The 13,077-nt window shown below is 34.8% G+C and carries 14 protein-coding genes; 10 read left to right on the forward strand and 4 right to left on the reverse strand.

The genetic code is table 11. The annotated features are described in order from the left end of the window. Positions 1-2 precede the first annotated feature (2 nt). Genes C5L23_RS00760 through C5L23_RS00775 form a run of 4 tightly spaced genes read left to right on the forward strand, consistent with a single transcriptional unit; the run spans position 3 to position 4,231 of the window. Positions 3-1,238 carry an aminotransferase-like domain-containing protein gene (locus tag C5L23_RS00760; RefSeq protein ID WP_010008473.1) on the forward strand — a complete coding sequence of 412 codons (1,236 nt, stop codon included), beginning with the start codon at positions 3-5 and terminating at the stop codon, positions 1,236-1,238. A gap of 15 nt (positions 1,239-1,253) precedes the next feature. Beyond that, positions 1,254-2,225 (forward strand): NAD(P)-dependent oxidoreductase, encoded by a 972-nt coding sequence (locus tag C5L23_RS00765; protein WP_010008474.1) that lies wholly within the window; start codon positions 1,254-1,256, stop codon positions 2,223-2,225. Positions 2,226-2,234: 9 nt separating this feature from the next. Next, on the forward strand, positions 2,235-3,008 hold the full coding sequence (locus C5L23_RS00770) for an amino acid ABC transporter ATP-binding protein (RefSeq protein WP_133264148.1): 774 nt from the start codon (positions 2,235-2,237) through the stop codon (positions 3,006-3,008). Beyond that, positions 3,005-4,231, forward strand: a complete 1,227-nt coding sequence (locus C5L23_RS00775) for an MFS transporter (protein ID WP_133264149.1) — start codon at positions 3,005-3,007, stop codon at positions 4,229-4,231. Before C5L23_RS00770 ends, C5L23_RS00775 begins: the two co-directional genes overlap by 4 nt. A gap of 79 nt (positions 4,232-4,310) precedes the next feature. Here C5L23_RS00775 and C5L23_RS00780 read toward each other — a convergent pair whose 3' ends face one another. Next, positions 4,311-4,844, reverse strand: coding sequence for a DUF3278 domain-containing protein (locus C5L23_RS00780; protein ID WP_133264150.1), 534 nt, complete (start codon positions 4,842-4,844; stop codon positions 4,311-4,313). Between the two features lie 230 nt (positions 4,845-5,074). Between C5L23_RS00780 and C5L23_RS00785 the strand changes: the two genes are divergently transcribed. Together C5L23_RS00785 and C5L23_RS00790 are read left to right on the forward strand one after the other, a co-directional pair. Further along, the gene (locus C5L23_RS00785; RefSeq protein ID WP_237697927.1) at positions 5,075-5,833 is read left to right on the forward strand and encodes a helix-turn-helix domain-containing protein; all 759 of its coding nucleotides are present in this window, start codon (positions 5,075-5,077) and stop codon (positions 5,831-5,833) included. Positions 5,834-5,983: 150 nt separating this feature from the next. Continuing rightward, the gene (locus C5L23_RS00790) at positions 5,984-7,684 is read left to right on the forward strand and encodes an FAD-dependent oxidoreductase (RefSeq protein ID WP_029508707.1); all 1,701 of its coding nucleotides are present in this window, start codon (positions 5,984-5,986) and stop codon (positions 7,682-7,684) included. Positions 7,685-7,964: 280 nt separating this feature from the next. Here C5L23_RS00790 and C5L23_RS00795 read toward each other — a convergent pair whose 3' ends face one another. After that, positions 7,965-8,285 (reverse strand): MazG nucleotide pyrophosphohydrolase domain-containing protein, encoded by a 321-nt coding sequence (locus C5L23_RS00795; protein WP_010008478.1) that lies wholly within the window; start codon positions 8,283-8,285, stop codon positions 7,965-7,967. A gap of 72 nt (positions 8,286-8,357) precedes the next feature. Here C5L23_RS00795 and C5L23_RS00800 point away from each other — a divergent pair, with 72 nt between their 5' ends. Together C5L23_RS00800 and C5L23_RS00805 are read left to right on the forward strand one after the other, a co-directional pair. After that, positions 8,358-8,927: an LOG family protein gene (locus tag C5L23_RS00800; RefSeq protein ID WP_133264151.1), complete on the forward strand. Its 570-nt coding sequence runs from the start codon at positions 8,358-8,360 to the stop codon at positions 8,925-8,927. A gap of 221 nt (positions 8,928-9,148) precedes the next feature. Further along, positions 9,149-9,553, forward strand: a complete 405-nt coding sequence (locus tag C5L23_RS00805; RefSeq protein ID WP_010008480.1) for a helix-turn-helix transcriptional regulator — start codon at positions 9,149-9,151, stop codon at positions 9,551-9,553. A gap of 56 nt (positions 9,554-9,609) precedes the next feature. Here the strand turns inward: C5L23_RS00805 and C5L23_RS00810 are convergent, their stop codons facing one another. Then, positions 9,610-9,978: a MerR family transcriptional regulator gene (locus C5L23_RS00810; protein WP_010008481.1), complete on the reverse strand. Its 369-nt coding sequence runs from the start codon at positions 9,976-9,978 to the stop codon at positions 9,610-9,612. 96 nt (positions 9,979-10,074) lie between these two features. On the opposite strand from C5L23_RS00810, the gene C5L23_RS00815 reads away from it, so the two are divergent. Further along, positions 10,075-10,440, forward strand: coding sequence for a carboxymuconolactone decarboxylase family protein (locus C5L23_RS00815; RefSeq protein ID WP_010008482.1), 366 nt, complete (start codon positions 10,075-10,077; stop codon positions 10,438-10,440). A gap of 64 nt (positions 10,441-10,504) precedes the next feature. Here C5L23_RS00815 and C5L23_RS00820 read toward each other — a convergent pair whose 3' ends face one another. Next, the gene (locus C5L23_RS00820; RefSeq protein ID WP_010008483.1) at positions 10,505-11,602 is read right to left on the reverse strand and encodes an ArsR/SmtB family transcription factor; all 1,098 of its coding nucleotides are present in this window, start codon (positions 11,600-11,602) and stop codon (positions 10,505-10,507) included. Positions 11,603-11,711: 109 nt separating this feature from the next. Here C5L23_RS00820 and C5L23_RS00825 point away from each other — a divergent pair, with 109 nt between their 5' ends. Next, on the forward strand, positions 11,712-13,070 hold the full coding sequence (locus C5L23_RS00825) for an MFS transporter (protein WP_133264152.1): 1,359 nt from the start codon (positions 11,712-11,714) through the stop codon (positions 13,068-13,070). The last annotated feature ends 7 nt before the right edge of the window (positions 13,071-13,077 follow it).

Below are 13,077 nucleotides of genomic sequence, written 5' to 3' on the forward strand. Positions count from 1 at the left end.
ATATGTCAGTATCCAACTATCAATTTGCAACACGCGTTTCGAATTTAATGCCTAATCCATTGAGAGAACAAGCCAAACATATTCAAAGCGCTGACGATTATATTAAATTAACTTACGGATATCCGAGCGAACAGGCTTTTCCGATTGAGAAGTTAGCAACATTATCAGATAAAATCTATCGTGAACATGCGGTTGATTTTATGCAATATGGTGAAAGTGAGGGCATCCCTCGTTTACGAGAACAAATAAAAGAACGATTATCTCAATATCAAAATTTAGATGTTGAAAATAATGATGTTTTAATTACTTCAGGCTCAACGCAAGGAATGGATTTAGTATTTAAAATTTTTGTCAATGAGGGTGATACTGTTTTGACAGAAGAACAAACATTTGTAGGAGCAGTGAACGCCATTAAATCTTATGGTGGCAATGCCCAAGGATTACCATTTGATATGATAAATGGGTGTATTGATACAAAGGTTTTAGCGCAAACACTAGCTGCTGATACGGCACACAAAATTAAATTACTCTATTTAATTCCGACATTCCAAAATCCTGTTGGGACATCGATGTCACTAGAAAAACGACAAGAGGTCTACGCTATTTGTCAGCAATATCAGGTCATGATTTATGAAGATGATCCCTATGGGGACTTAATTTATAACAATATTGAAACCATTCCGAAGATTAAGGCATTGGATACAAGTGGTCTTGTGATATATGCAGGCTCATTTTCAAAAATATTGGCACCTGGCTCAAGATTGGGCTATCTATTAGCACCAAAAGCTGTCTTTGATCGATTAGTATTGGTGAAACAAGTAGCTGATTCATTTGCTAATTTATATTGGCAATATCTTGCGAGTCAATTAATCGATGATTACGACTTTAATGAGCATATTGACTATTTACGCCAAATTTATAAAGTAAAGGCTGAAACCATGGTGCGTGCATTACGCCAATATGTGTCACAATATATGACATTTGTTGAGCCGGATGGTGGTTATTTTATTTCAGTTAAGCTCAATCATGATATTGATCCAATTCTTTTCTACGATGCGCTAGACAGATATCATGTTGGCGTTATCCCTGGTAATATTATGAGTGCAGCAGGGCAAGGTTATGAGCGTTATTTTAGACTTAACTTTACATTGCCTACAGAAGAAGAAATTACAGTTGGTATTGAACGCCTTGCTCAGGCAGCCGCCACTGCTAGGATAAAACAACAAACTGCACTTTAAAAAAGGAAAATGGGCATGAAAATTATTTTTTATAATGTTTCGGATGTTGAAAAGACATATATTGATCAGTGGGCGCAAGATAATGATGTTGAGGTTAAGACATTAGCAGAACGCATTGATGACAATAATATTGCTTTAACACGTGATTACGATGGTGTTGTATTTTATCCTGGATCAGCATTTTTAACAGATGAACATTTATATGCACAATTGGCACAAAATGGGATACGACAAATTTCGGTAAAATCAACAGGATATGATAATATCAATCTTAATTTTGCTAAGAAATATCATTTGACGATTACAAATGTGCCAAATTATTCACCCGAATCAGTTGCTCATTTTACCGTTATGTCGATACTGATGCTATTGCGTCACATTCCAATCTATCTTGATCATCAAAAACATGCGGACAGGAAGGCATTTGTTGGTAAGGAGTTAACGGACGTTACCATTGGTATATATGGTTCTGGGAGATTAGGTGGTCTTGTTGCTAAAACGCTAAAGTTTATGGGCGCTCGTGTTTTAATTCATTCACGAACTGTTAAGCCAGAACTTGAGCAACTGGGTATTGAAAATGTTGACTTTGATAGACTATTAATGATGAGTGATGTTATCAGTATTCATGTGCCATTGAATGACCAGACACATCATCTATTTGATTTTGATCATCTAAAGTTAATGAAGGATGACGCTTTTTTAGTTAATACGGCGCGTGGTAGTATTATTGATACACCAGCGTTGATAGAGCATTTGCAACAAGGAAAATTTAGTGGCATTGCACTCGATGCTTTAGAAAAAGAAGATATTTTTGAATTAAAAAATAATCCATATTATCAAGCATTAATGCAATTTGATAATGTATTTATCACACCCCACATTGCTTATTTCACAACAGCAGCTGTCCGCGATATTACAACGATGGCTTTGGACAATGCGCGTGATGTTATTTTGAATGGTGAATCAGAAAATAGTGTTTTCAACTAGGAGGCTGGTATGAGCTTTATTGAAATCAAAGATGTACACAAATCTTTTTATCAAAAAGAAATTTTGAAGGGGATTAATCTTAGTTTGCATAAAGGAGAAGTGATCGTTATTTTAGGACCTTCTGGTTCTGGTAAAACAACTTTTCTAAGATGCTTAAATACATTGGAAAAGGCGGATAGCGGGCAGATTACTATTGATAATGTTACGAAAGACTTTACTAATAATGATCGTCGCAATACACGAGATCTCATTTTGAAAACGGCGATGGTATTTCAAGGGCATGCACTTTTTAATAATATGAGCGTATTACAGAATGTCATTGAAGGACTTGTTCGTGTTAAAAAGAAAGACAATGCTGTCGCAACTGAAATTGGGAAAGCAATGTTGGCGAGGGTTGGGTTGTCTGATCGAGCTAATTATTATCCTGCACAATTATCTGGTGGGCAACAACAGCGTGTGGGTATCGCGCGGGCCATGGCAATGCAACCTGAATTACTGTTATTCGATGAACCTACTAGTGCCTTAGACCCTGAACTTGTGGGAGAAGTGCTATCTGCTATGAAAGAATTAGCAAAAGAAGGCCATACGATGATTGTTGTCACGCATGAAATGCAATTCGCTTACGAAGTCGCTGATCGTGTCTTATACATGGAAGGTGGCGTTGTTGTTGAAGAAGGGACACCACAAGCAATTTTTAATGCACCACAAGATGAACGGACCCAAAAGTTTTTGGCACGTTTATCTGGAAAAAGCTTTGATGACACTGAATTGGTAAACATATGATGCCACATGAACGATTATCCATTTATAAAATCAGTGATGTGAATCAAGAAATTGATGAACCACATGTATTGTCTAAAGATATTATCTTATTAATGATGATTAATTTTTTGGTCATGACGGCTGTGACAACTCAGATTGGTACATTACCTTTATATGTCACCCGTTTAGGTGGTAACGCAGCGATGTCTGGACTGGTAGTTGGTATTTGGGGATTAGCAGCGTTGGGTGCACGGATTCCAGTTGGCAAATGGATTGATCGATATGGGCGTAAACAGCTTATTTTGATTGGTTTGGTAATTTTAATGATTGATTTTTCAACGTTGATTTTTATGAGCACACTGATGAGCTTAATTGCGCTTCGAGCAATTCAGGGTATCGGCAATGGGACGCAATCTACTGCTGTAGCGACCTTGGTAGCAGACAAATTACCCCAGAAAAAATTATCAATTGGCCTAGGATATTTTAGTATTTCACAAACATTGCCTGCCGCCATTGGGCCAGCAATTGGTCTATTGATTATCGAAAATTGGGGCTTCCAGGCACTTTTTTACTTTAGTCTTTCACTCGTCAGCGTAGCTTTTTTACTCACACTTTTTGTTAAAGATACTTATCATAAAGATTCTAAAATTTTGCCAACAACACAATTGACGACTGGGTTTAAAGACCTGATTCGCATGCCTAGTGTGTGGGTACCGAGTTTATTAATTTTTATTGTTTGTTTTGCTAATGCAGCCGTGGCAGCTTTCTTGATTCAGTTTGGTGAACAAAAACAGTTGTCACCAACTATCGTGGGGTTAAGCTTCACTGTGCAAGCGATTGTTGGTGCATTAGCACGTGTCTATTTCGCTAAACTTTATTTTTATTTCAAATCATTTGTTCTTATTGTTGCTGGAATTATCATGGTGGCAATGGCGTATCTGAGTATTGCATTTGGGGAAAGTGTGATGCTCTTGTTATTGGCAGGTGCGCTGAATGGCTTTGGCCTTGCCTTGTTAATGCCATTAATGAATGCCGTCGTTTTACGAAAAGTGACATTAGCAGAGCGCGGTCGTGCAACTGCTATTTTTTCGTCAGGTATGGATGTTGCGTATGGGTTAGGAGCTTTGGTATGGGGAATTGTCGTGAGTTTCTTTGGCTTTCAGGGGATGTATATCTGTACAGCACTTGTTGTCGTCACAACATTAGGTCTTGTCTGGTGGCATCGTCGATTGCTGAGTGAGTAACCAATAAAAATTAAAAAGCCACATTATATGTGGCTTTTTAATTTTGCTATTAATTGGTTAGTGGCAGGACAATATGCAGTTAATCATCACATTGCTTCAATTTTTTTAAATTACTAGCGTGATACCAATACATGATAAGGCCAAAAAGTGCACCACTACTTAGCCAAATAAAAAATGAGATCCATGAAAATAATGAACTGAAATTTGGAGATATGACGCCCATGATGAGAAACATGCTCATTCCCCAATAAATACCTTGTAACGCACTTTTCTTTTTTAACAGGCGTTTCTGTTTTGGATAATTATCGACAGTGACATCGATTTCGGATAATTTAGCTTTTCGCGTAGCATATATCACATAACCGCCAATAATATCAATGCTGAAAATCAGGTTAGATAGTAGTAAGCCCAATAATATATCGTATGCGTCAATGTTAGTCAGTGATATGACCAATAGGGTACAAAAGCTGGCGAATGATGAATAGATCCATAGCATCATAAAGGCATTGTTACCGATTCGATTGATTTCACTACGCTTATATTCGTCTAAAGGGCCAGAAATATCATAAGCTTTTTTTATCATTTTTGTTAATATACTTTCTTTATCCCGCATTAATTGAGCCCCTATGGATATTGATGTGTCATTTATATATGACTATTCTATCATAGTATGATGGCATAAGCATAGCCATATTCAGTCATGAATTTGAGCTTATATTACGCCCATGATAAAAAATCAACACGCTGAAAGCTTGCTGTATCAACATGTCAAAGATTACTTGCTCGACTTTTTAGTACGATCTCCTATACTTATTCATGTGTTGCATTTATTTTTTGGGAGGCATGATGAAACTTGGTCAAAAATTAAAACAAAAAAGAATACAGTTAAACAAAACGCAGGCACAGATGGCAACTGATTTGCATGTCACGCGACAGACTATTTCACATTGGGAAAATGATGACACTTATCCTAGTTTAGATATGCTGGTTATGTTGAGTGATTACCTGGATTTTTCGTTGGATAGTGCATTGAAAGAAGAGGGAACAGATATGGTGAATAATATTATACAGGAATTGAAAAAGGGAAAACGATACCAGAAAATATTAAAGTGGCTTGGATTGGGTATTGGTATTTTCATGATATTCATTGCTATATTAACGTATGGCAGAGCGACTCAGAATGATATGATTGATCGTTATAATCCGTTTTTGGAAGAAAGTTATGGTTACGCTTTGTTACCAGAAGCTGCTCCAACCAAAAAAGTGATGGGAACAGAAACAATTATTGATAAAAACGGTAAGAAGACAACGCATCGGCGCCAGATGATGCTACCACAGCCAGTGGATGCCTATGTGGTGACTAATATTTTTGGCACGGGGGAGTGGTTAAAATTTCAAGTTGGGACGATTCCGAAAGGCTACAATTATGCTATTGTATTGCATAAAGGTTCATACGTAAAACGTGCAAAGTTAATTACCAAGAAACAAATACCGGCAATATATCAGGATACAATAGGTGATAAGAATGAATATATGAAATATGATCGTAAAAATATGGGGCCACGTAATTCTATCAATCCATTTTCAAACGGTGGGGTTTGAATAAATAATTCAGTCAGGAAAAAATACATGAAAACGTCATGACTATTTTGCCAATTATAACCGCCATGATTGCTACTTTTAGTTTATGATAGATAGAGAAGATGTTTAATGTACTAATAGTAAGTATCATTGTGAATAAGTAGGAGAATTATGATGGTTAAAATAGTGATTATAGGCGGATCAGCTGGTGGTGCTTCAGTTGCAACCAGAGCCAGAAGATTAGACGAAAGTGCGCAGATTACAATGTATGAACGGGGACCGCATGTTTCTTTTTCCAATTGTGCACTACCGTATCATTTATCAGAGACCATTGCGAATCCTAATCGATTAGTTTTAATGACACCTGAAAAGTTCAAAAATGAGTACAATATTGATGCTATTGTGAATCATGAAGTAACTGAAATATCAGCACAGGATAAAAAAGTCACGGTTAAGAACGTATTGACCGGAGAAATAACGATCGATGATTATGACTATCTTTTCTTGTCTCCAGGTGCTTCTCCTGTATATCCAAAAACCATTAAAGGCCTTCAACAAGATAATGTCTATACTTTACGAAACGTTCCAGATGTCATTAAAATTCATGATGATTTGATTGAGAAGAATGCCAAACATGTTGCAGTGATTGGCGGTGGTTTCATTGGTATTGAAGCAGCTGAAAATTTGAACAAACAAGGTTATCATGTCACCATTATCAAGCGTCACCATCACTTATTGGATACCGTAGATGATGATATTGCGCAAATTATCCAAAAAGAAATGATAGATCATAATATTGATATTGTGATTAATGACGCGCCAGTTGAAGTAATGGATAAACGAGTCTTACTCGCATCAGGTAAAATGATTTCTGCTGATGCCGTGATTCTTGCGGCGGGGGTTAAGCCGGATACTAAATTAGCTGTGCAAACAGGGATTACACTAGGGGTCACTGGTGCAATTCAAGTGAACCAAAACTATCAAACCAATCTTCCAAATATCTATGCTGTTGGGGATGCGATAGAATTGAAACATGCAATAACACAAAAACCATATAACTTATCTTTAGCCTATCCTGCACAAATGCAGGCACGAGGTGCTGTTGATCGTATTTATGGTCGTCAAATCCGTAATCGTGGTGTGATTGGTTCACAATGTATTCCTATTTTTGATTTAAATGTTGCGTCGACAGGTCTCACTGAGAAACAATGTCAGAAAGAACAGATAGATTATCGCAGTGTCTTAGTCATTCCTAAAGATAAAGTGGCGATTATGCCGCAAGCAAGACCACTATATTTGAAACTGATTTTTGGCTATCCAGACGGTAAAATTTTAGGTGCCCAAGCAGTGGGAAGAAGTGCTGTTGATAAGCAAATCGATATTATAGCAACAGCTATACAGTATAATGGTTATGTTGAGGATTTGCAGGCGTTAGAATTATGCTATCAGCCAGAATTCAGTACAACTAAAAATGCTGTTAACATGGCTGGTTTAGTCGCGACGAATATTTTAAATGGTGAATATCAGCAGGTATCCGTCACGCAAGTAAGAGATTTAGTTGAGAAAGAAGCTTATATTATTGATATCCGTGGTCGTCGTCAATTTGCCAAAGGGCACATTGTGAATGCCATTAATATATCTATGGCAGAATTTAGAAGCCATCTTGACCAAGTGCCAAAGGATCGACCTGTCTATTTGCATTGTGTAACGGGAAAGGATAGTTACAATATTACCCGAGCATTGGTTAACCTAGGCTATACAAATGTTTATAATATTTCTGGCTCATTTAGTGCTCTGTGTGAGTATGAATATTTCCGTGACGTGACTGAAAACCGAACGCCAATCGTAACAAACTATACATTTAATTTATAAATTTTATTACAGGTCATAAAAATAACCGCGAAACTTCTGGTATTACTTTCTGTCAAATATATACGTAAATAATAAAAGAAAAAACTATCCTTCCGATAGTTTTTTGTGTAAATATTATAAAATGATTCAATGCTTGCTTGACATAGATGCTTTTTAAATATATTGATTCAATCATCTGACTTTTAATTTTTCAGCATAGAATTCAGGGGATTTTAAAGTCTAATTATTGTTTAGCCATACATAGTGTATTTATTGAGCCATATATTTGGGTATTATAACACTAGTCTGTCACAAAACGGTTGACTAATTTAGTTTCACTATGTTTAGTCAATTCATCCATATCTATGTTATATTTTTCGCATAGAATTAATACTTCGTCTAAGACATCTGCTAATTCTTCGATGATGTGATCGTGATCCTGCTGAGTAGTTGTTACTTCATCACCTGGATGATCTCGCCCAATTTCATACTTTCTAATTGCCTGAGATAATTCACCCACCTCTTCTACCAAAAAGTTTAAACGTCTTGATGATGATAGTTGTAACCATCCACGTTTCTGATAAAAATCAGTAATCCACGTTTTATGTTGGCTAATTTCCATTTATTTATCCTCCATATTATGATATACCTATAACTAATACTTTATACTAACTATAACAAAAAAGGATTTCTTATGAAAAAAATTGCTGTTTATTGTGGTGCTTCTACTGGCAATGATAACAAATACGAAGATGCAACTATTGAACTCGGAAAATGGCTTGTAAATAATAATTTTGAGCTAATTTACGGTGGCGGTGGTGTTGGGCTAATGGGTCTTCTTACTCAAACAGTATTAGATAACGGAGGAAAAGCACACGGTATTATGCCACAAAATCTTTATGATCGTGGCGCTGCACATTCACATTTGACAAGTTTAGAAATTGTTCCGAACATGTCAGTCAGAAAGCAATATATGCTTGATAGATCGGACGCATGTATAGCTCTTCCTGGTGGTCCAGGGACTCTTGAAGAGATTATTGAAGCATTCTCATGGGCAAGACTCGGGGATAACGATAATCCATGCATTTTATATAATGTTGATAGATATTATGATCCTCTTAAGCATATGTTTACGGAAATGACCAAGAAAGGATTTTTAACTGAAATCGACTTTAACAAATTAGGCTTTCTAAACAATTTATCAGATATTATGACTTTTATTGAGACATATAATCCGCCAAAAATCCGCGAATATAAGAAATAATTGCATGTAATATTGTAAAGGATATATCATTCACTGTTATTTATCCGTTTTTAACCGGAAAGAATATTGGAATAAAATCCAGTATTCTTTTTGATTTGATTTTTTATATTTGTTTGACTAAGTGTAACGATTGACATAACAAGTATTTTGCACAACGTGATAAACTGATGATAGTTGATGCGGTATATACAGATGGGGCAATAAGAACTGGAGATAAAACGATGCACATTTCAAACAAAATTAAGCAGCTACGTATTGAAAATCATTTGACCCAAGATCAACTTGCTCAAAAAATAAATGTCTCAAGGCAATCTGTTTTGAAATGGGAAGCGGGTACCAATTATCCTAATATCGAAAATATTTTAGCCTTATCTGAAGCGTTGAATGTCAGCATTGATGAGCTGATTAAGACAGATTTAAAATTAGAAAATAAGCTGATTATTGATAGTAAAGCAAGAAAATATCATTTGCTAGTGATGCTCTTTTTGGTGTCGATTATCATTTATATTGGGTATTGGTTTTTAGCACACCATATTTTGATGATGGGATTTTTGATTTCAACAGTGTTCATGTTATTTATTGAGTTGAAGGTGTTCTTTACAGGGAAACTATTAGAAATATTTTGATAGTGTTGAACATATGAATCAAGATGTCATAGATAGAGATAGTGAGAAATTATTTTTTAGTGTTCATTTAGTAAACGATTATAATACTGTTTTTTATTCTGTAAAAAATCAATGTGTTCCTGTATTATTTTTTGTTCATCTTTCAATATATTTTCTTGGTGCTGTAGGAGATCTATTCTATCTATGATTGTTTTGTCACCTTTTTCCCGTAGCTTAGAGTATTTAATAATGTTTGACAAAGACATGCCAGTTGCTTTTGCGCGTTTAATAAAGGTAATCCAAGTTAAGTCTTTTTCGGTAAACATTCGATAGTTATTTAAGTCACGTTTTGGTTTTAAAAGTTCTAAATCTTCATAATAACGTAAGGTTGGTATAGAGAGATTTGTTAATCGAGAAATGTCCGATATCCTATATATTTTAGTCATTTTATACTTTCTTCATTCAGAGATGTAAATATTACTTGCTATCAAGTCTACTTGATAGTTTACAGTAACTTTATCACATTAAAAGGAGAAAATATTTTGGATAAATATGAACACGGATTAAAAATACGTGAAGCGGTAATTGGGAAAGAAGCAAGTCAGTTGGTGTCCGATAGTTTATCGGATATTGCGCCCATCTTAAATCAAAAGACACTGTTGGCTTTTGATGAGGCAGAATCAAGAAGTATTTTAACTATGCAACAAAGAGAAATGATTACAATTACTACATTATTAACGCAAGGAGACACAACTGGTCAGCTTCGTATCCATATTCAAGGTGCTCTGAATGTGGGATTGAAGCGGGATGAAATAGTTGAAACGTTTATTCATTGTTTACCCTATGTTGGGTTTCCTAGAGTATTAAATGCGATTTCAGTTGCAAAAGAAATATTTAGTAAAAAATAAATATACATCTAAAAAGTACCGTGAAATTATGCTTCTGATTTGACGGTACTTTTATTTCCTATCATTAATTATTCTTTAAAAGTTGATAAAAATCCGGTATAAGATCATTAACAATAGTAGAAGGGTGATATAACACAAATTTACCTTTCTTTTGTGTTATGACCAATCCAGCTGCTTTTAGTAATTTCAAATGATGTGAAACGGTAGACTCACTCATCATCAAAACTTGACCTAAAGCTTGCGTCGTACTAGGCTGATCAGATAGATATTTCATAATTTTGAGTCTAACAATATCGCTTAAAGCATTGAAAACATGCGTCAAATATTGTGCGTCTATTTTATCTCGTTGTCTATTTAATGCGTCATAATTTAGAGTAATGCCATGTTGAAATTCATCAACAAATAGGTGCGGCCAAATAAAATAGCTTGGTATTAATAAAATTGTATCTTGATTTGATAAGTTAATCGTTTCTTCAAAAGGCTTGATAATGATTAGATTTTCCTGCTGCCAATATATACGATCAATTTCTAAATGATTAATGAGCTTAACAAAGCCATATTGTGCTAAATACAATGATTGTTGTTTGATTTCGGTTAATAAAAATTGTTCTAAATGCTTAGATTGCCACATGCTATCAAAAACAAGTTCGCGGTAATCATTAATAAAATTTAATAGATGGGTATATACGCGTTGCGGGTTATTATTTAAATCAGTCAGTAAATCGTTGGAAGAGGATGGACTAAATCCTTGCCATTCTAAATTTTTTGCGAGAGTCGGGATGAATTGATTATCGCGATTCGTGATAACCTTTTTTAAACTAAATAGTATATTTTGTGCGTTTGTTTCTAAAAGATAAGATTTAAGTTGTTCAATCTCTTCATCTAAATTAGATGAAAATCGCTCAAAATTATTAAATAAAATAGGTGGCACGCCTAATTCATAAAATAACGAGAAATACTGTAAGTCATCAAAAAAGTGATGAGGTAGACGTTGTTGGACATCTAATGCCCAGCTAATATGCATGCCATGATGACGTGGGTTTAACAAAATATGTAAACTACGAAATAATTCGTTTAAAGGTGAGTAAACAAATTGTATTTTTTGGGTCAATGTCTCATTAGTTTGTAGAGCATAGTCATTGAATTTTATTTTAATTGCCATGAAGTAGATTACTTTCTTTTCAATTTCAAAATACTGAAATCGTTTGATTGATACTTTGAATCATTCTATCATTAAACCACTGGGAATTGAAATGTGGAAGGACATAGCAATGACGGATAGAAATAAAAATCGTTTGATTATTATTATTGCTGGTATGGGGATGTTACTGTCAACTTTAGATATGGGAATTATTAATGTGGCCTTGCCATTTCTTCAAAATAAGTTTCATACATCGACTAGTTGGATTGCATTAAGCGTGATTGGTTATACGATGAGCTTAGCAATTTTTATCTTACCATTTGGATACTTAAGTGATCGGTATGGCAAACTAAAAGTATCATTCATTGGTTTATTGATATTTGGTGTGGGATCTATTTTATGTGGTATATCTAGTGATATTCTGTCTTTAATTCTCTTTAGGATATGTCAAGGTATTGGTGCTGCAGCATTACAAGCAACGTCTGCAGCTTTAATCACAACACTCATGGATCGAAAGTACATTACAAATGCATTGGGTATTTTAGGAATTATGATTGGTCTAGGACCTGTATTAGGTCCTTCGATTGGTGGGTTTTTCCTGTCTGTTAATCTTTGGCGATTGATATTTTGGATCAATGTTCCTTTTGCTGCTATAGGATTGATTTGTAATTACATTTTGATAAAAAATGTTACTGAACATTTAACGACTGTATCTTTTGATTTGATAGGTAGTCTAATGAATATGCTAATGGTGATTTTTCTATTGTCTGGACTATCTATGTTGAGTAATCAGCACAATTTTATATTTAGTATATTAATGATCATTATTGGTCTGATATTAGGATTATACTTTTATGTTTTTGAGTCGAAACAATCAAATCCATTGATTAATTTTAAATTGTTGAAGGACAGCTCAGGTAGCTGGCTTTATCTGAGTCAAACCATTATATTTGGTTTTTCATCCGCGATGATTTTTTTGTTGCCACCGTTTATTTTTGGAAAATTAATGGGATTTGATTCTGGATTAACAGGTGTACTGATTTTAGGTGCACCCGTTGGATTAGTTATTTTTTCAAAAATTTCAGGAAAAATCAATGATGGTAGTCAAAATAAACGTTTTAGCTTATTGGGATTAATAATTATTGCGCTATCCCTTGTAGGATTATTGTGTTTTAATCCACAATGGCCGGCTGTGTGGCTAACTATCTTATTATTTATTTACGGTGTCGGTGGTGGTTATTTTCAACCCGCAAACATTGCCATAATAATGCAGATAGGTCATAAAAGTGATCAAGCTAGTATTGGCTCTTTACAGCGTATGATTCAAAATATTGCTATTGCGAGTGGTACAGCAATTGGCTCAACAATTATGAGTCGTTTTGCGAACACATTAGATATGAGCATTAAAATAAATTGGAGTATTGCGTTGATTTTGGTAACTATAGTTATTTTATTAAGTATTTCCTATCACAAAACATTTACCCTATGAGTATGTA

This window comes from Leuconostoc fallax (assembly GCF_004354645.1).
Taxonomy (GTDB): domain Bacteria; phylum Bacillota; class Bacilli; order Lactobacillales; family Lactobacillaceae; genus Leuconostoc_B; species Leuconostoc_B fallax.

Coding starts and splice junctions, on each gene's coding strand:
- C5L23_RS00760 (WP_010008473.1), top strand. CDS start 3: ATGTCAGTATCCAACTATCAATTTGCAACACGCGTTTCGAATTTAATG.
- C5L23_RS00765 (WP_010008474.1), top strand. CDS start 1,254: ATGAAAATTATTTTTTATAATGTTTCGGATGTTGAAAAGACATATATT.
- C5L23_RS00770 (WP_133264148.1), top strand. CDS start 2,235: ATGAGCTTTATTGAAATCAAAGATGTACACAAATCTTTTTATCAAAAA.
- C5L23_RS00775 (WP_133264149.1), top strand. CDS start 3,005: ATGATGCCACATGAACGATTATCCATTTATAAAATCAGTGATGTGAAT.
- C5L23_RS00780 (WP_133264150.1), bottom strand. CDS start 4,844: ATGCGGGATAAAGAAAGTATATTAACAAAAATGATAAAAAAAGCTTAT.
- C5L23_RS00785 (WP_237697927.1), top strand. CDS start 5,075: ATGATGAAACTTGGTCAAAAATTAAAACAAAAAAGAATACAGTTAAAC.
- C5L23_RS00790 (WP_029508707.1), top strand. CDS start 5,984: ATGATGGTTAAAATAGTGATTATAGGCGGATCAGCTGGTGGTGCTTCA.
- C5L23_RS00795 (WP_010008478.1), bottom strand. CDS start 8,285: ATGGAAATTAGCCAACATAAAACGTGGATTACTGATTTTTATCAGAAA.
- C5L23_RS00800 (WP_133264151.1), top strand. CDS start 8,358: ATGAAAAAAATTGCTGTTTATTGTGGTGCTTCTACTGGCAATGATAAC.
- C5L23_RS00805 (WP_010008480.1), top strand. CDS start 9,149: ATGCACATTTCAAACAAAATTAAGCAGCTACGTATTGAAAATCATTTG.
- C5L23_RS00810 (WP_010008481.1), bottom strand. CDS start 9,978: ATGACTAAAATATATAGGATATCGGACATTTCTCGATTAACAAATCTC.
- C5L23_RS00820 (WP_010008483.1), bottom strand. CDS start 11,602: ATGGCAATTAAAATAAAATTCAATGACTATGCTCTACAAACTAATGAG.
- C5L23_RS00825 (WP_133264152.1), top strand. CDS start 11,712: ATGACGGATAGAAATAAAAATCGTTTGATTATTATTATTGCTGGTATG.